Raw genomic sequence first — 19,020 nt, 5'->3', positions numbered from 1 at the left:
GCTCGGTTTCTGTAAGACCAAGGTCTAAATTACGAAGTACGCAATTCAGGGCTTTTAGCTTTTAGCTTATAGCCCATTGTTGGTAATTAGAAATTGGTAACTGGTAATTTATAGTTCTTGGTCAGTATTACAAAGTTTATCGTTCAAGGTTCCATGGTAAAGGCGAGCATCACAAGCAGATCACGAATAAGCATGAGTCGAGAGATCCGGAGACTTACTGTTCTTTTGAATGACACACATCAGCTGGATAAGCAGCAGAATCCCTGTCACACCTAAACCAACACCGATTCCGCCCCAGATCCCTGCCAATTCAAACTTAGACATCAAATACCAAGCCGCTGGCAAACCAAATACCCAGTAACCAATGGCTGTCATTACGGTTGGCATTGAGACAATCTTCATCCCTCTCAACAGGTTAATCGCCAATAACTGCCAAGCGTCTACAATAAAGCACAACGCAACCACCCAAATAACAGAGGCCAATAGCGAAGTCATTGCGCCCGTACCATCGTCTAACTTGAAGATAGACGCGATCATTTCTGGCCAGATGATGAACACGGCAGATAAGGCTACGCTCAACACCGACACCAATATAAAGCTTAGAATCGAGGTTCTTTTGATGCCTTCGTAGTTACCCGCACCGAAATCACGGCCAACCAAAATCGCCGCAGCTTGTGAGAAACCGAAATTGAAGTTCCAAGTAAAGCTTAAGCATTGCAGTAGGATTTGGTGCAGTGCTAGAGAAGCAATACTGATCGTCCCCGCCATCAGAGTTCCGCCGTATATCAAGCCATGTTCAAGTAATGCAGCGAGCCCAATAGGCAAACCCATCATCAATAAAGGGCTCATTAATTTGATTGAATACTCTTCTGTGTTTAACCAAGGGGCGAACTGCTTGAATTCGTCACGCTTGAATACCCAAACCGTGTATCCAACCATCACGATAAAGGCCGCGATAGCCGTACCTAACCCTAAACCAGTTAAACCCATGTCTAATTGGAAAGTTAAGAAATAGCTCACTGGCACATTCAGAATTACGGTGATAATAGACATCACAAGAATAGAACGCACATTGCCAAACGCACTGGTTAATCCACGCAGTACCAACAAGATAAGCGAAGGCAACATCACCCACTTCAAAGCATGGACATATTCCATGGCTAAAGTGATCACTTCTGGTGGCTGTTTGGCTGCTTCTAATACCAACGGAGCAAACCAGAAGCTGGCCATTAAGGTCACGCTGAGCACGAATGCCAACATGGTTGCGCCTTTCACCGCCAATCTGATTTGTGTATTACCAAACTCAGGGCGAGCTACGCGCTGACCGTAAGCGATCGCAATCAAGTTCGCGACACACCCCACGGTGCTACTCGCAATAATAAAGATGAAAAAGTAGATAGAGGCGCCTAAGCCACCAGCCGCAAGGGCTGACACACTGATACGCGACATCATCCAAACATCAGTAAGGACTAACGCCATAGAGATCAGCTGTGAAATGATCAAAGGGAATGCAAGTGTGAGTATTTTTTTCATGAGCGCCTCAGGTAATTTCGCCCAAAATACGATCGATGAAGCTGGCGTTCAATTGATAAATTTGCGACTCTAACATTCCATAAACTCATGCGAACGAATTATGACCCCATATCCTAGCTTGCCATCATCCCATAATGGCTTAAAAGCCTTCGAAGCTGCTGCAAGGCTGATGAGCTTTACGTTGGCCGCCGATGAACTGCATGTGACACAAAGTGCGATCAGCCGTCAGATTAAACAGCTTGAAGATGAGTTAAACGCATCATTGGTTATTCGTAAGCATCGAGCGATTGAACTAACAGAACATGGTCACGATTTGTACGTGGCTTTACGTGAAAGCTATGCCAATGTCGAAACGGTTATTGCTTCTTGGGGTGAGCCAAAGCAGAAACGTATTGTGATCAAAGCGACTTTGAGTTTCGCGACGCGCGTATTGATCTCTAAAGTCCGGGAATTAAACGAGCGTTATCAAGATTATGAAATCGTCATTGTGCCTGTGATTGAGGAAGACGAATCGATCAACAGCAGCGAATATGACCTACTGATCTTCCATACACGCTTCAAAAAACGCTATGACAAGGCACCTAACATCACCTTCTTACGTGAAGAGTTTATGGCGCCGGTCTGTTCGACTAGTTTAACGAACCAAGATACTGACCTCGATTCAATATTAACCTTACCAAGGCTCCACCCAACCTTAGATCATCACGACTGGAAAGTGTGGCTTGCTGATGTCGAGTCCCCGCCGAAAAAGCCCGTTAGAAATACCAGCTTCTTGTCTTTGGATATGGCACTCAGTGCTTGCTTGTCGGGTGAAGGGGTCACGGTGACGGATTTACTGTTGGTTTTGCAGGATCTACAACGGGGCTTCTTGTACTGCCCTAAGGATGCAAAGATTCAACACAGTGCTTGGACTTACTTCATGCACCAGCGTACACACACGCCTATCATCAATGACCTTATTGAATGGCTGAGGGAAGAGACAGCAAAAGAGATCGAGTTGCTGAAATCACTCGCACAGCAATATCAATGGTTTGGTGTAATAGAGCAAGACAAAGGCTTTGGTCGACTCTCTTAAATTAAGCTATGATTCCCCTTCCCTCACCCGATTGATATTTTTATGCCTTCTTTCTCTGTTTCAATGATCCCTGTTGGGGTTAGGTTCATGATCCTCTCCGCTTTTGGGTTCGCACTGATGTCTGCTTGTGTGAAATACATCAGCAACTACGGTATACCTGTATTTGAAATTGTTGCAGCAAGGGCTTTGGTCTCTTTGATCATCAGCTATATCGATGTGAAACGAAAAGGCATCTCGATCTGGGGTAATAACAAACCTTTGTTGTTTGTTCGTGGTGCTGTTGGTACTGCGGCGTTGATGTGTGTTTACTACGCTGTCACCACCTTGCCATTAGCAGAAGCAACCATTCTACAATACGTACATCCCGTGTTTACTGCGTTGCTTGGCGTGTTGTTCTTAAAAGAGCGCGTGCAAAAGTCGACCATGATCTGCATTGCATTCTGCCTCGCGGGATTGCTGGTGATGGTACAACCAAGCATGAACAGTGGCGTAAACAGCGAGTTACCCATGTTCAGCATTATGGTGGCGTTATTGGGCGCGTTTGGTAGCTCAATTGCTTATGTAATTGTGAGAAAGCTTAGCCAAACTGAAGATAGCTCGGTGATCATCTTCTACTTCCCGCTGGTTGCTCTTCCAATCTCAACAGCCCTGATCTGGAACGACTTTGTATGGCCGAGCTTATTCTTAACCGTTATGTTGGTTCTGGTCGGGATTTTCACTCAGATCGGTCAATACGGTTTAACCAAAGCGATGCAAACTCAAGCTGCCGGTAAAGCTTCGGCTTACTCATACGTTCAAATCGTATTCTCAGCGCTGTTAGGCGTGTGGATCTTCAATGAGATTCCATCAGTTTGGACTTACCTAGGTGGTGGTCTAATTGTCACGGGCGCACTCATTAACGTGTTTGGCAAACAGTTGTTAGTGCCATTCAAGGCTAAGTAGCTAAGTAACCAACTAAGCGACTAAGCGACTAAGCGACTAAGCGACTAACAGAGTAAATATCAGTTAGCCAATCAGCTAATAGATCTAAAAAGGGCATTGCGGAATATTCCACAATGCCCTTTTCTGTGAGTCTTCCTAGCACCCTTTCTTAGACGTTTTATTTCAAACAATCTAGCTCTAGTACACCAACTCGATTGCGAGTTCTACTACGTGGCATTGCGCAGCTTGGGATCATCACTCAGATATTCTACAAACTCGATTTCAAAGCCCGCTGGATCAACAAAGTAAACGTTTTTGCGATAAGGTTCGTCGGCGCCGGGTTTGGCTATTGGGAAACCCGCATCAATAAGGCGCTCAATCACGCTCTCGATATTGTTGGTTACATAAGCAAAATGTGCGAGACCGACAGAATGCCCAGCCAAATCTCTGTTTTCTCCTTCGCCGTGATCGCTCAACGCGATGTATTGATATTCATCACCAAAATGTAGCCAGTTACGTGGCTTGCCAGACCATTCGCCTTGCCCTTCATCACGCACATACCAGTGAGGGAAAGCTGCTTTATAGAAAGTCAGCATCTCTGGGATATCTTTAACCACTAAATTTACATGTTCAAGTTGGATCATTCTTCTCTCCTTAAAGTATTCTCTTAAGCAACGTTGCATATCCTAATACCTCAAGTTAAGTTGAGGTAAAGAACTAATTTACGTTTATTTTCGAGAACGTCTTTAGAGTCCAAATGGCTCTGCTTTGACTACATACAAACTGTAAGTTTAGACGACCTAATCCAATGTAACTCTCTTGCCTCGTATTATGTTCTTTGTACTTAATACCAGTGACTTTATGGGAGGTGTTCTATCCAAACTACACCTTCCACAAAGTGAGCCGATGAAATGGATGCTGTATACAGGCCTCCCCTCAGTGATCGCAATGCAGAACCAAACCGTAGTTAATTGAAATACAAGCACTTAGTATTTTTTAGTCGACTGCGTAGCGGGAGTGATACATGGACAGCAGAATTACCATCAAAGAATTTCTCAGAGTGTTCGATTACCTTCGTTCAACGGGCGAACAGCTGGACAATAAATATCAATTAGGTGAGATGTTTGCTTGGCACGATTACGACGGTTACACCTGTTGGCTAAGCTACAGAGACGTTACGGTAACCCTGATGTTCCACGGTTCATTAAAAATCGAATACGACAAAGCGTCGAACTATGAAGACTTCATAAACCATTGTTTGGCTATGCTTGCTACAGAGCCTTCTCCATAAGTACGAAAGGTCAACACGCCCTAGCAACTAATGGAGAAAATCATGCACGAAACTGACTTTAAAACGCACTTACTGCGTAAACGAATCGCTTCTTTGTGCCTAATACTCAGCCTTTCTTTTTTATGGTCTCAAGTATCTGTAGCAGGAATAGATATGATTGATTTTACACAAGCGAACGAACAGAAGAATTGGACAGCGACCAACGACAATGTGATGGGCGGCATCTCAACAGGCGGTCTTATTCATGATGGCGAGACGAGTCAATTTAAGGGCGAGCTATCGTTAGAGAACAATGGTGGCTTCAGTTCAATCAATCGCTCTGTTAAAACACTAAGTTCTGAAACGGACAGCGTAGAGTTGACGTTTGTGGGTGATGGTCGTACTTACCAATTAAGGTTCACAACATGGATAGATGGAAACAGGACCAACTACAAGCACAACTTTGAGACAATTAAAGGTGTACAACTCAAGAAAATCTTCCGACTAAACGACTTTCAAGCGGTGTTTAGAGGTCGGTTACTCAACGAAGCTCCGGGGCTTAAAGCTCAACACATTAAACAGATCGGCTTTTTGATTGCAGATAAACAGCCTCTGCACTTCGAGCTAAACTTACTTCAGATTCAATTTAAAACCTCGCAAGAAACGGAGTAACGCTTTGTTGGAATAAGGTAAAGTCTGAATAAACCACAGACGAACAAAAGCCCCTGATATCTTACCGATTCGCGATAGATATCAGGGGCTTTCTATTCAAGCGTTCAAAAGATCAATGCTTCAAACCGTCAAAGATCTAAATCATTAACTATTAATATTTAATGGCTGTTTTTCCAATCGACGTACTGCTTTCAATACGTTGGTGCGCATCTTTCAGAGTTTCAATACTAAAACCATTCAACGTCGTCGTTAGTGTCGATTTAATGCGGCCTGCATCAATCAAGTTCGCAGCTTGGAATAAGATGTCTTGTTGCTTCTGGATATCGTCTGTGTTGAACAGTGAACGGGTAAACATCAGCTCCCACACAAAACCGACAGACTTACCTTGAAGCGCCGACAAATCAATTCCACCATCGAATTCCACAATCGAACTGATCATGCCTTGTGGTGCAATCAGCTCCACCATCGATTCCCAGTGCCCTTTGGTATCCGCGACATTAAAAATGTAATCGACATGCTGGATGCCTTGCTCGCGCACAGACTCAACCAAGTTACGGTGATTCACCACATGGTCTGCACCCATATCCCTTACCCACTGCTTGGTTTCAGGTCTTGAAGCCGTCGCAATGACAGTCAGGTTAGTCAGTTGGCTCGCCAATTGAATAGTGATTGAACCTACGCCACCAGCGCCACCAATAATCAGAATCGACTTTTGCTCTTCAGGACGAACACGCAAGCGGTCAAACAACGCTTCCCACGCAGTGAGTGTCGCTAGCGGCATCACAGCAGCAGCTTCATCAGAAAGGCTCTTTGGTGCTTTCGCCGCAATACGGTAATCAACGGCTTGGTATTCCGCGTTAGCTCCCATGCGAGTGACGTCACCAGCGTAGTAAACACGGTCACCTAATTCAAAACCTTCAACGTCTGTACCTTTACCGACAACTTCACCGACTGCGTCATAGCCCAGCACTTTAGGTTGTTCGAGTGTTTTATCCTTAGCACTACGAATACGAATTTTTGCGTCAGCAGGGTTGATAGAAGTCGCGCTCACTTTTACCAGCAAGTCATTATTTTTTAGTTCTGGCAGACTCGTTTCAAACTCAAATAAACTGTCTTGCTCTGTAATCGCAAATGACTGAGTAAATCCAATAGCTTTCATTTTTGATGGTACTGACATTGTGCTTTCTCCTTGAATTAGACGAGTTAATCTTAGTCAATTCTCACTCTAGATAAACCGTCTAACATTTGAATGATTTTCAAATATATTTTGATAATTAAGCGTATAAAGTTAGCTTAGAAGAGGCAAATAAGGGTTAACCCGCTTTGTGATTAGCAAAGATTTCAATACAATGTTTAGAACATTATCAAACACAGGTAGATAAGATGCTTCTTGAAGACTTACAGGTCATTTTAAAAGTGGCGGAGTTTCGCAGCATCACCGCAGCAGCCACCAACCTAGACATGCGTACTGCTACCGCGAGTGCTGCCGTCAAACGAGTTGAAGCCGCACTAGGCGCTGAACTGTTTGTAAGAACCACTCGCCATTTAAGGCTCTCTTCAGCAGGCGAACGCTATTTACCTGAGTGTGAACAGGCCTTGAAAATATTAGAGCAAGCCAAGCTCAGCATGCGCGAAGAGCTTGGTATTCTCGATGGAGAAATCCGCATTGCGCTTTCATCGGATCTAGGCCGCAACCTCATCACACCTTGGTTAGATGAGTTCTTGCTTGAATACCCTAAAGCATCACTTAGAACGAGCATCAGTGACAGTAATATCGATTTTTACCGTGACTCCGTTGATATGGCGCTTCGCTATGGCTCCCCTACTGACGCCAACATGTATGGTTTCAAGATCTGCGATGTGCCGAGAATATTGTGTGCGGCTCCTGAATATTTGGCTGAAATGGGAACACCAAAACACCCGAGTGACTTAGCTCAACATAATGGTTTGCTTTATCAGCTGCATGATATGTTGCAAGACGAATGGGTGTTTAACGATGGTAAGCAGGATCACAAAGTGAAGCTGAAAGGGAATCGTGCATCGAACGATGCTGACCTTGTTAGACGTTGGTGTGTTGCCGGTAAAGGCTTGGCGATAAAGTCTTGTTTAGATATGTCGAAGCATTTGCTTTCGGGCGAAGTGGTTAAAGTTATGCCTGAATTTAAACCAACACCAACCGAGTTGTGGTTAGTCTGCCCTAGTCGTCAATCCATCACACCAACGGTTCGCTTATTAAGAGATTTATTCCGCGAGAAAACCGCAGAGATCCTTTCTCAACTGAGCAAACAAAGCATTATAGATACTCAAAAGTCTTAGCGATCTAGAGATAAAAAAGGCGTTAGTGAACTTTTAAGCCACTAACGCCTTTCTTCATTTGAACATCACCCTGTATTAATGGATGTATCTACATTAATACTAATACTTAAATGCGAGTGCTTAGTTTGACTCTTCTTCAACATCGCAATCAGCACAGCACTGAAGCGCAATTTCATGTTCGAAGGTGATTGTATCTTGGCCTTCTTCTAGAAGTTCTGCAATTTCATCCGCGACTTCTTGCTCATCATCAGCTTCAATTCCGCTCGCTAACTCTTCTTCTGAATAACCGAAGAAATTCAGTAATAGATACTCGCGAGCTTCGTCTTTGGTACAAACCACATTTGCTGAAAGATCAGGCGTAACTTCACCTTCCGCAAGTGTCTTTGTCACTTGCTCTAGAGCAGTATCTTTCATCGCAGGCGTTAACCAACCAAGATCAGTACTTACTGTCGTTTTTTTACAGTCGAAGCAAGGTAGTTGGTGAAAGTAGTATTGAAAGGTAGTCATAGGTAATTTCTTCTTTAAGTGTTGTATAGCGAGATTATGCGCGTTTTATAGCAAAATACTATCTCAATCAACACCAAAAATTGATTCGCTCTGATTATTTTAACCAGATGCACAGCAAGCCATACTGACAACTTTAATCATCGGCTATTTGCTTAAATCGCCACACACATCGGCGTATTGGATATAGGGTCACGAAATACGCTCGCTTTGAGATCAAAAACATCATTCAGCAATGTCTCGGTCATGACCTCATCGGGGGTGCCTTCAGCCACTAAACCACCTCTTTCCAAAACGATTAAATGATCGCAGTAACGGCTCGCTTGGTTCAGATCATGGAGCACAACCACCACCGTTTTTCCCTTGTCATTCATCTGCTGCATCAAGTTCATTAATTCAACTTGGTGAGACATATCAAGATAAGTGGTCGGTTCATCCAACATCACGACATCTGTGTCTTGCGCTATTATCATCGCTATCCATGCTCTTTGACGCTGCCCACCCGACAGTGACTCAATCGGTTTATCAGCAAACTCAAGTACGCCGGTATCATGCATTGCTTGTTCGACAATAGCTTGGTCTTCTTGCCCTAACCTTCCCCAATGGGACACATAAGGAGAACGGCCATATTCAACCAGTTTTCTGACCGAAATGCCTTCAGGGCTGACCAATATTTGCGGCAGAAGCGACAACGAACGCGCGAGCACTTTATCGCCATAGCTCGACAACGGTTTGTCTTCAAATAACACCTCTCCTGTCACCGGCTTATTGATCCTGACTAACGTCTTTAACAAGGTAGATTTACCACATCCATTGGGTCCAATTAAGGCTGTGATTTTTCCCTTTGGGATGGACACCGAAAGGTTCGGTATGATCGTTTGTTTGCCGTACGCGACGGAAAGATTTTGCGTTTTTAGCATGGTTACCAACCTCGATAACGATAGAGAAGAAAGATGAAATAAGGCGCGCCAATGACAGAAGTAAGTACCCCTGCAGGTAATTCAATCGGTGGTTGTAGACCTCTTGCCAAGCCGTCGGCACAAGTAACCAGAATCGCACCCACCAGAGCAGACGCCGGGATTAACAACTTATGATTATGCCCAAACAACAAGCGCGCTAAGTGAGGTGCTAATAAACCCACAAAACTGATCGTTCCAGCCACTGAAACGCTGACGCTGGCAAGCAACACTGCGGCCAATAGTGCAAGAGCTTGTATCTGTTTTGGCTTAGTACCCAATGTGGTGGCACTTTCCTCACCAAGCCCCATCACATCCAATCGCCAAGCAAGCCAAAATGCCATTGGCAACAACAAGAGCAATGCTCCCCAAATAAAGGGAACTTGCTGCCAATTTCGTCCCCAGAGGCTGCCAGTTAGCCATACCATCGCAGTGTTGATCTCGATGGGGTTAGTGACAAGCAAGAAGTCGATACAACTCGCCAGAAACGCACTCACTGCAATACCAATCAAGGCCAACTTGGCGGGTGTTGGCCTTGACCACCATGCCAATAGCGCAATCAGCCCAGCAGCCAATACCCCACCGAACATCGCCACCACAGGCAGTACGCTAACTGCCGCATTAGGGAACCACACTAAACTCGCAGTCGCAGCAAGCCCTGCCCCGGCGCTAATGCCCATAAGATCAGGCGATGCTAACGGGTTACGTATCACACCTTGCACTAATACGCCGGATAGCCCCAACCCTGCGCCCACGCTTATCGCGAGTAACATACGTGGTAGCCGATACTGATGGATAACAAAGTCGTCACTGGAAAAGGCGACCAAATGTTCGATGACTTGAGGAATAGAAAGTGACGCAGCACCGACAAACAAGCCCGCAGATGCCACTAATATGAGAATCCCTGATAACAAAACTATCTTAGTGTGATGGTGCATTAAGATCTCCTCGTCGCAATCAAAATAAAACAAGGTGTCCCAAGTAGGGCTGTAATAACACCAACGGGCGTTTCAGTCGGGAAAGCAATCGATCGTGACAACGCATCTGACCAAGACACTAATGCTGCACCTGCCATTGCGGAGATAGGAATCAGTAGATGGTAATTGTGCCCAACCATGGGCCGAACCAAATGAGGAACCAACAATCCTACAAAGCCAATGGGACCAGCGATAGCGACACTGGCACCCGCAAGCAACACGATAGCCAATCCACTCATGAGGCGAGTAAGCCGGATATTACTGCCCAACCCCACAGCCACTTCTTCACCAAGCGCCAATAAGTTGAGGTTACGAGCAAGGCTAACAGCCAACACCAAACCAATCACTGCTGGCGGCCAAAGCTGTTGCCACTGTCCCTCATCCACGCTAGACAATGAACCGGTAAGCCAATGCAGCACGCTATAAGCCATATCATCAGCTAGAATCAACGCTGCTCGAGTTAACCCAATCAATAAAGCAGTAATGGCGATACCCGCTAAAACCAAACGTAACGGATGAGAACGTTCGGAGAAGAAGCCACCGAGGAGCATCACAGCACCACCGCCTAGCAATGCACCAAGAACAGCATTAAGGATCGGGGTTAAATCACTCACCACAGGTATGCCTATCGCAGCTAAAGCCATAAAACAGGCTGCGCCAGCGTTAATACCTAAAATTGATGGAGACGCAAGTGGGTTACGTGTTAATCCCTGCATCAACAGTCCGGCGACGGCTAAGCTTGCACCAATCAATAACCCAGCGTGAGCCCTTGGAGCTCTAAGTGTCGCCAATATTTGATGAGTCATATTGCTCTCATCAAACGCAAACCAATAGTGAACTAAGTCACTCAATGTTAGGGAGAAATTCGACCAACCTAGCATCGAGGCCACGTAACCAGACATCGCCAAACACGACACTAAAGCCGTAAATAACGTGACTCGCCACGACACTAATACCGTAAGCCACGACACTATAAGCGAACGTCGCTTACCTCTAGAGAGCAACATCGAACTCATGAACGATCCAAGATCTGCTCTAGATTTTTCGCCATTTGTTCCGCGGCCAACATGCCTCGATTCAATGACCATAGTGCTGGTGACACTTCTACCACTTGTTGATTCTTCGCGGATGTTAAGACATTAAACAGTGGGTTTTTCTGCCAATCATCAACGATATTTGGATCTGAGTAAGCACCAAGGAGCAACCAATCTGGATTCGTTTTCAACAACAACTCAAAGCTGGTTGGTAAGTACGCCTTGTCTGTCGGCTCCACTATTGGGCTAGCAATACCTAATGTGGTGAGTACACCTCCGGCATAAGAAGCAGGGCTATGTAGCCACATTCCTTTTTCCGACACGACAGCAAATTGGACAGTTTGTTTAAGCGAGAAATGACTTTTAAATTCCACCATGGCTTGTTGATGTTGGTGAATTCTTTGTTCCATTGCCGATTGCTTATCGAGGGCGATACCAACCTTAAGCGCAGATTCCAAGTTCTCTTGATAAGTCTCTCCACGGCTTTTGAGCAGCAGAGTTGGTGCGATTCGCTGTAGATCTTGATAAACCGTACGATGACGCTCTGCATCGGCAATGATCAGGTCGGGCTTTAATACCGCAATGGCTTCTAGACTAGGCTGCGAACGCATCCCAACCGATTCCCATGGTTGCACTAATTCACGCACCGCCGGAATCACTCGCGAAATATCATTGTCATCGGCAACACCAACCGGAGACACGCCTACCGCAGCTAACGCATCGACAAATGAGAACTCCAACACCACAACGCGTTGCGGGGTAGTCGCTATCTCAAACTGACCTTGCTCATCTTGAATGATCCTCGTTTTTGCTGAACTGGAGAATGAGAACAAGCTTAAAGCCAACAAAGCTAAGGTTATCGCTATCCTGCTGAATAAAAAATGCCTTTTGAATGACAGCAGTCCGTTCGGCAGCAGCCATTGATTCGAAAATAAAAGTCGAGAACTGTTTTCCATATTTACTTTTCCTTAAACACTAGAACCGTGAAAGTCGCCAATAATATTGGCGACTTATATTCGTTATTATTTTTAATCAATTACCGATTAGAACTGATAGTTCAGATCCAAAGTGTATGAACGCCCTGGCGCTGGATAGCGGCCAACCGGACTGGTATCAATACCGCGGAAGTAGTAGTCCTCAGCAAACAAATTGTTCACTGCAACATTCATACGTAACTTACTGTTTTCATCTTTATACAAGTCTGAGCCTAGGTTTAAGTTCCATACCATGTAAGCAGGTACTTTGCCTTTCGCACCCGTTGCATCTTCAGCACTGGTATTGGCATTGTCAGAATAAGACTCACTGAAATAGTAACCAGATAAGGTCGTATCTACCCTGCTAAAGGCGTAAGTCGCATCCCAGCTAAGTTGATGCTCAGATGTGTAAGGAAGTTGCTTACCTTTGTTTGCACCTTCTGCCTCTATCGTCGCATCCAAATAGTTATAACCCGCGCCTAAACTCAGAGCTTGCATAGCCTGCGGAACATAACGACCTGAGAGCTCAATACCTTGATGAAGCGTTTTACCAATATTATCAAAGGTCTGTGTTCCGCTTTGCCATTGGAGTTGGTCTTCAAAATCAATGCGGTAGAGCGCGACATTAAAGCTAGTTGAATCTTGATTGTAACGAGCACCCAACTCGTAGTTCCATGCTAGCTCACTGCCCTCTTCACCCTTGCCTCGGATGTAAGCGATTTGTGGTGCGCGCAAAGATTTCTGCGCATTGGTGTACCCAACCCATTGCTCAGTTAAATGGTATGCCACGGTTAAGCCCGGCAACCACTCCGTCACTTTGTTGTCTGTACTCTGAGCTTTACCCTTATCATTAAAGGTCATATCAATCGATTCGTAGCGAATACCTGGAGTAACCTTTAGCACGTCGTTAAACAGGCCAACTTCATTGCTGATGTAACCTGCGAATGCATCGGTATTCAAGTTCCAATCACGTGGCACTTTTGTTACTCCGCCAGCAATTGGCGTTTGCGTTAGCTTGTAATCGATATCTTCATTTACATAGCGAGCACCCACAATCAAGTTTTGCGTCACCGTATTACCGTCAAAGTACATCGCTAACTTAGGTTCCACACCATAAACAGCGAACTCACGTGGTGAGGTGCGAATATCTGTTGATGGTAATGCTGGATCAGCCCAGTGACCGCCTGCGCTATTAAAGCCCCATTGGAAGAAACGCTCAGAGTGGTGACCGAATGTCAGAACCTCTAACTCTGCGCCATCTGCAATATTCAAATCATGCAAATACTTCAGGCTCCAACGTGTTGATGTGCCTTTGTATTCGTCATATGGTCGCTTCGATTGAGTACGATCTTTCTGGTAATCTTTTGGCGATAAAGCGCCCGGCATTTGGGTGTCGGCATCGTAACGCTGAACGAATGCTTGTAGCTCCTGGGTATCGCTGAGTAACCATTGCAACTTCGCTTGGAAGTTTTTTACATCTGTATCTGAATGATCACGGAAGCTTTCACCTTTTAGGAAGTTACCTTCCACTTGAAGTGCCAGCGTATCGGTTAACCAACCACCGGTACGTAGGTAAAAGTCATTCAGTGGTGTATTACCATCTTCAAATACCGTAAAGCGATTACTGATTTCAGTTTGCCATTGGTGTGGAATAGGCTTAGTCACCAAGTTGATCACACCACCCACATTGTTTGGCCCGTACTGCACAGCAGCGCCACCACGTACGATATCAATTCGGTCAAGCATAGATAGCGTTGCTGGGAAAATAGATTGTCCGGTATGACCATAAGGCGCAAGAGTCAGTGGTACACCATCCATTAGAAATTGAGCATGACCACTGCGGCTCGCTTTCAAGCCGCGCACCGAGATGTTAGGCAATACACCCGTGCCCGTTTCGTCTTGAACCTTAATGCCCGGTACACTTTGAAATGCTGAATCAATAGAGAGTGCGCCAGTCTTTTTAATTTGTTCGTTAGTTAGAACGGTACGCGCTCCCGGATACTCTTTCACATCTTCTAATTCTGAATTACCGATCAAGCTGCCCGTCACGACAACCGTTTCCATGGTCGTCGTTTGCGGATCAGACGCAGCGAATGCACTCATGGAAGTCACTGAAGCGATGGCTGTTGCAAGTACGGTCAAGCGCAGTTTATGTTGCGCGTGGGGTTTACCATCCAAATTCTGGTAAGGCATGAAAATCTCCTAAGTAGGCAAATTAGGGTCAAAGGCTGTGCTTTTAAGTTATGCCAACGCTTTGACCCATTGGGCTAAACGACCTCAAAATGAGGCCAACTGTTCACTCACTCGTAGCGAACAAATCAATAGTTTTTTCTGTTGAAATAGCTTTTAATCACGTACTAGCTCTTAGAAACGTAATAACGCTTAGAAATAAACTAAATCTTCGAGCAGAACTCGCTTTTAGAACTGATAGCCGTAGCTGAGCATGAATTCAGCTGGCGCTCCGTAACCAATCTGGTTAGTACCCGACTTACCACTGGTTGCCCCGAGAATGTATTTCTCGCCAAGTACGTTATAAGCGTTCGCTTGAACTTTGTGACGACCCGTGGTGTACGCTGCCATCAAATCAACAGTGGTGTAATCACCTAATGCGACGGCTTCATTGTTACCTGCGTAGCGGTCCCCTACGTATTTCACACCACCGCCCAAACGCCAGTTTTCGTATAATTGGTAAGTACTCCAGAGTGAGAACAGATGATCGGATACATCATTCGGCTTTTTACCTGTATCTTTATCTTCTGCATCTAAGTAGCTATAACCAACTGAAATATCCCACAACTCTGTAATCTGACCGCGAGCTTCCAGTTCAATACCTTGGTGACGTGCTTCAATCTTATTGATAACGTCGCCATTAATATTGGTTTGTGGTTGTTCTCGATCAATTTGGAAAATAGCGGCATTGAGCATCAAAGCGTTATCGAGTAAGTAAGCTTTCGCACCCACTTCTTTTAGATCGGTATGGAAGAATTCAGCCAGTTTAGGGTTGATATAAATACCGGAGTAAGGCAATTGCCACGAACGAGCTAAGCTTGCGTATACCGACATATCGTTGTTGATACGATAGACCAAGCCACCACGGTAGCTCACTTTGTTATCATCTAGCTTCTCTTGGGCTTTCCCGGCTTTTTGCTGCTCAAGTTCCATAGAGTCATAGCGCACGTTACCTATCACCGATAGATCACCCAAGGTGTAAACGTCTTGAAGGTAGATACCCGTCGTCGTCGTTGTGTTATCACGGAAAGGCTTGAAACCCGGATCAGGCGTTGCTCCTACGACGGGATTATAGATGTGTTTCGGAGGTAAGGTTTTATCGCTTGCTAGCGTTAAATCGATATTGATCTGGTTATAATCCGCACCAATCATCATTTGGTTAGAATCGGTTTCCCACACTAATTCGGATTGCATCGTCGTTGTGGTTCGAGGGTCATAACCGAAATTGTTCACGGTTTGAGAAACTTTATCTCCCGCCACAGTACCTTGACGCGTGCCCTTTTGCTCAAGTTCGATATGATTGTATGCAGCTCGGTTTGTCCATACCCACTCGCTATTCAAGCTCCACTCATAATTAATGCCAACACGCAGGCTATCGGACTCTTGATAATCGTTAGTGCCACCGTAGAAAGAACTCTCAGAGACATCGACAGGTTTGCCATTTTTGGATGGAACACCACGATATGGCACCAGCTCTTGGTGTGCATATTCGACATCTAAGTCAACGGTATGCCCTTCAGCTGGCAGCACTCGAATGGTTGGTGCGATAAAGAAATCATTCGAATCGACATGGTTAACATACGAATCAGCCTGTCGGTGTTCCAGGTTAATACGTCCATTGACCTTATCTGAAAACGCCATTGAGCTATCCACCTGCCCTACAAATTGGCTGTTACTGCCAACACTGCCGTTCACATTGGTAAAATTGTCGCCATTCGCTCGCTTGGTGACTAAGTTAATGATGCCGCCAGCAGAACCCCTACCATACAGAGCACCTGCAGGGCCTTTTACCACTTCAACACGCTCAATATTGGATAGGCTTCGATACGACTGTAAAGTTCCATCATCACGCATGCCATCACGATACATGTCATTCAGTGCATCAAAGCCACGAATAACGAACTGATCTCGACTGCCTTCACCTAAGGTATTATTGACACCAGCAACACCATCAAGAGCATCCACTAAACGGACCGCACCACGGTCTTCCATCTCTGTTTTAGTGACCACTGAAACGGCTTGTGGGACATCGAGCCATTCGACATCCGTTTTGGTACCCGATTGCGGCATGTGCTCCGCGTAGCCTTCGTACTGATGACCAATAACTTGCACGGTTTCATCCACCGTTACTTCTTCTGAAGCCATTGCATTCGACACGGTAGCCACTGTGGTTAATGCACCTCCAATTGCCAAGGCGAGAGGGGTGAAAGCCAATCTAACGTTCATATTCTAATTCCGGTTTAGTTTATAAATCACAACGGACGCGAATAAGAACAAATATCATTTATATTTGCAATATATATTTTACCGCCTACCCCTCCAGCACGATATGCAACATTGCTATTTACAAAATAATCAATAAAAACAAAATCATAAAAAGAACAAGCCTCTTAAGACATTGGATAATGTCGTATAAAAGTAGGTAAAAACGAGGTTCGACGGTTGGGAATACTTAGAAAAAGGACTTTTCGATAGGGAGAAAGACAGCAAATAAATAAAGGTTTGAGCCAGGTAACGGATGGGATTAATACCCTTTAGTACGGCGTGCCTATTAACTGGTCACACCTCAAAATAATGTTCAATAATTCAAGACAACAACGGAAATGTGACTGGAGTTGATTGTATCTACAAAGAACCAAGCTCAGTAGCCTATGTTGACTGACAAACATGATTAGCAAAGAAGGCATGCCATATTCTCGTCTTTTAGCGTTCTCGCAGAAACGGGGAATTCAACTAACGAGCATTCCCCTCAAAACGACATAACTTACGACATCGTCATAGCGCGTATCACCCTCGAGTGGTGCGGGCTTCGATACAAGATGACTCTAAGGCTACATTCGTAGCCTTTTTTCTCCTTCGATAACGAATAGAGGAGACAGGTAACAAGCAGATCTACTACAACTCATCCCGAACAAGAAAATAAAAAAAGCGAGCCACTAGGGCTCGCTTTCACATTGTCTATATTTTATTAAGCGGCTGCTTGGATTACAGAAGTTCTACCGACTGTTGAGCAATTACGAATTCTTCATTGGTTGGAATAACCATTGCTACCGCGTCTAACATTTCAGACTTAGCGATGATGCCTTCTGCACCAAAGCGAGCGGCTTCATTGCCTGCTACGTCTTCAACAAAACCAAGAATCTTAAGGTTGCTTAGGATCTCACGGCGAATTGGTAGAGAGTTCTCACCGATACCACCAGTGAAGATGATGCCGTCTAAAGAGTCTAGCGTTGCAAGGTAAGAAGCAACGTATTTAGCAACGCGGTAAGTAAACACCTCGAAAGCAAGCTTAGCGCCTTCGTGGCCCTCTTCCATCGCTTCTAGAATGCCACGAGCATCGCTCGTTAGACCAGACACGCCAAGGAAACCAGACTCCTTGTTTAGAGAATTAAAGACTTGCTCTTGTGACCAACCTTTTTTAAGTAGGTATTCGATGATACCTGGATCTAAATCACCACAACGTGTGCCCATCATAAGGCCAGAAAGCGGTGTGAAGCCCATTGACGTATCAACACTGTTACCGTCTTTGATAGCACATACAGATGCACCGTTACCTAGGTGAACAGAGATGAAGCTAGCTTGTTCAACTGGCTTGTTGACCATTTTCGCAGCTTCCCGGCTAACGAAGTAGTGGCTCGTACCGTGGAAACCGTAACGACGAACACCGAAGTCTGTGTATAGTTCTTTTGCGATTGCACCAGTAAATGCACGTTGTGGCATTGTTTGGTGGAAAGCCGTATCAAATACAGCAAATTGAGGTAAAGAAGGGAAAGCTTCAATCGCAGCGCGGATACCAATAGCACCTGCAGGGTTATGCAGTGGAGCTAGGTCAGATAGGCTCTCAATCTCACTCGTTACTTCTTCAGTAATTCGAACCGTTTGAGTGAACTTCTCGCCACCGTGAACGATACGGTGACCAATAGCCACTATATCAGCAGTGAAGCCTAGATCTTCCATCAACCCAACCAGTTTGCCAATGGCAATTTTGTGGTGGTTATCTTCACCTTGAATGGCAATTTCAGTTTTCTGACCTTGATACTTCCAGCTCATACGAGCATCTTCAAGACCAAAACACTCCCCTAAGCCACTCAATACGGCTTCACCAGAAACAGAATCAATAACAGCAAATTTTAGGGATGAACTACCCGAGTTAATAACCAGAACAAACGAATTAGACATTGGATATGGATCCTGTTTCAGTACGAATTGGATGAAGTGTTTACTTCAATTTTAGTTAAGCCCATTATTCAATAATTTTTGAATCTTTCAACTTTTGTTTTGCAAAAAGCACCAAATGAACACAATTAAGTTGATCTGAGTCATTAGTTTATTTATTTCGAGAGCGAAATTAAAAAATAGTTGAATATGACAGTTGGTTAATAAACGAAGTAAAGGACTGCTCACACTAGGGCGTGTTGACCTTTCGAGGTTAAATTTTGTTCGAGATAAAAGCGTTTTAATCGCGGCGAGGGGAAGTAGCCTAGTCATTCTAAGCAAATCTCCCTCAACAAAGAGTAAAACGCTTTTTGCGGGGGCGCCCAGCTCGAACCCTTCGGGCA

General features: G+C 45.0%; 16 protein-coding genes. 5 read left to right on the top strand and 11 right to left on the bottom strand.

Annotated elements, in window-relative coordinates; genetic code table 11:
• Positions 1–180: 180 nt before the first annotated feature.
• Positions 181–1,533, bottom strand: coding sequence for an MATE family efflux transporter (locus AB4180_RS14935; RefSeq protein ID WP_017096388.1), 1,353 nt, complete (start codon positions 1,531–1,533; stop codon positions 181–183).
• Between the two features lie 100 nt (positions 1,534–1,633).
• On the opposite strand from AB4180_RS14935, the gene AB4180_RS14930 reads away from it, so the two are divergent.
• Positions 1,634–2,608, top strand: coding sequence for a LysR family transcriptional regulator (locus AB4180_RS14930; RefSeq protein ID WP_017096389.1), 975 nt, complete (start codon positions 1,634–1,636; stop codon positions 2,606–2,608).
• 42 nt (positions 2,609–2,650) lie between these two features.
• Positions 2,651–3,550, top strand: coding sequence for a DMT family transporter (locus AB4180_RS14925; RefSeq protein ID WP_017103817.1), 900 nt, complete (start codon positions 2,651–2,653; stop codon positions 3,548–3,550).
• Between the two features lie 206 nt (positions 3,551–3,756).
• Here AB4180_RS14925 and AB4180_RS14920 read toward each other — a convergent pair whose 3' ends face one another.
• Positions 3,757–4,173, bottom strand: a complete 417-nt coding sequence (locus tag AB4180_RS14920; RefSeq protein ID WP_029223734.1) for a VOC family protein — start codon at positions 4,171–4,173, stop codon at positions 3,757–3,759.
• Between the two features lie 380 nt (positions 4,174–4,553).
• Here AB4180_RS14920 and AB4180_RS14915 point away from each other — a divergent pair, with 380 nt between their 5' ends.
• Together AB4180_RS14915 and AB4180_RS14910 are read left to right on the top strand one after the other, a co-directional pair.
• Positions 4,554–4,820, top strand: coding sequence for a DUF3081 domain-containing protein (locus AB4180_RS14915; protein WP_086051208.1), 267 nt, complete (start codon positions 4,554–4,556; stop codon positions 4,818–4,820).
• 30 nt (positions 4,821–4,850) lie between these two features.
• Positions 4,851–5,471 carry a CIA30 family protein gene (locus tag AB4180_RS14910; protein WP_198592272.1) on the top strand — a complete coding sequence of 207 codons (621 nt, stop codon included), beginning with the start codon at positions 4,851–4,853 and terminating at the stop codon, positions 5,469–5,471.
• Positions 5,472–5,622: 151 nt separating this feature from the next.
• Here the strand turns inward: AB4180_RS14910 and AB4180_RS14905 are convergent, their stop codons facing one another.
• On the bottom strand, positions 5,623–6,648 hold the full coding sequence (locus tag AB4180_RS14905; protein ID WP_102250279.1) for a zinc-binding alcohol dehydrogenase family protein: 1,026 nt from the start codon (positions 6,646–6,648) through the stop codon (positions 5,623–5,625).
• Between the two features lie 206 nt (positions 6,649–6,854).
• On the opposite strand from AB4180_RS14905, the gene AB4180_RS14900 reads away from it, so the two are divergent.
• A complete protein-coding gene (locus tag AB4180_RS14900) occupies positions 6,855–7,787 on the top strand; it encodes a LysR family transcriptional regulator (RefSeq protein WP_102250278.1) in 933 nt (310 codons plus the stop codon).
• A 120-nt stretch (positions 7,788–7,907) separates the two neighbouring features.
• On the opposite strand, the gene AB4180_RS14895 is transcribed toward AB4180_RS14900, so the two are convergent.
• From AB4180_RS14895 to AB4180_RS14860, 8 genes are all read right to left on the bottom strand, one after another.
• The gene (locus AB4180_RS14895) at positions 7,908–8,294 is read right to left on the bottom strand and encodes a hypothetical protein (RefSeq protein WP_009844806.1); all 387 of its coding nucleotides are present in this window, start codon (positions 8,292–8,294) and stop codon (positions 7,908–7,910) included.
• Positions 8,295–8,446: 152 nt separating this feature from the next.
• Positions 8,447–9,211, bottom strand: a complete 765-nt coding sequence (gene fecE, locus AB4180_RS14890; protein ID WP_102250277.1) for a Fe(3+) dicitrate ABC transporter ATP-binding protein FecE — start codon at positions 9,209–9,211, stop codon at positions 8,447–8,449.
• Between the two features lie 2 nt (positions 9,212–9,213).
• The gene (locus AB4180_RS14885) at positions 9,214–10,185 is read right to left on the bottom strand and encodes an iron chelate uptake ABC transporter family permease subunit (protein WP_029225349.1); all 972 of its coding nucleotides are present in this window, start codon (positions 10,183–10,185) and stop codon (positions 9,214–9,216) included.
• Complete coding sequence (locus AB4180_RS14880; RefSeq protein ID WP_102250276.1) at positions 10,185–11,240, bottom strand: iron ABC transporter permease; 1,056 nt, start codon at positions 11,238–11,240, stop codon at positions 10,185–10,187. The genes AB4180_RS14885 and AB4180_RS14880 overlap by 1 nt, the downstream gene beginning before the upstream one ends.
• Complete coding sequence (locus AB4180_RS14875; protein WP_102250275.1) at positions 11,237–12,214, bottom strand: Fe(3+) dicitrate ABC transporter substrate-binding protein; 978 nt, start codon at positions 12,212–12,214, stop codon at positions 11,237–11,239. Before AB4180_RS14875 ends, AB4180_RS14880 begins: the two co-directional genes overlap by 4 nt.
• Positions 12,215–12,301: 87 nt before the next feature.
• Positions 12,302–14,425 (bottom strand): TonB-dependent siderophore receptor, encoded by a 2,124-nt coding sequence (locus tag AB4180_RS14870; RefSeq protein WP_102250274.1) that lies wholly within the window; start codon positions 14,423–14,425, stop codon positions 12,302–12,304.
• A gap of 225 nt (positions 14,426–14,650) precedes the next feature.
• Positions 14,651–16,687, bottom strand: coding sequence for a TonB-dependent siderophore receptor (locus tag AB4180_RS14865; protein WP_102250273.1), 2,037 nt, complete (start codon positions 16,685–16,687; stop codon positions 14,651–14,653).
• Between the two features lie 759 nt (positions 16,688–17,446).
• Complete coding sequence (locus AB4180_RS14860; protein ID WP_009844798.1) at positions 17,447–18,640, bottom strand: acetate/propionate family kinase; 1,194 nt, start codon at positions 18,638–18,640, stop codon at positions 17,447–17,449.
• Between the last annotated feature and the right edge of the window lie 380 nt (positions 18,641–19,020).

The organism is Vibrio sp. 10N.286.49.C3, from assembly GCF_041469545.1.
Classification (GTDB): domain Bacteria; phylum Pseudomonadota; class Gammaproteobacteria; order Enterobacterales; family Vibrionaceae; genus Vibrio; species Vibrio tasmaniensis_A.
Note: the sequence above shows the minus strand (reverse complement) of the source record. Positions and strands in the feature narration are given on the sequence as shown.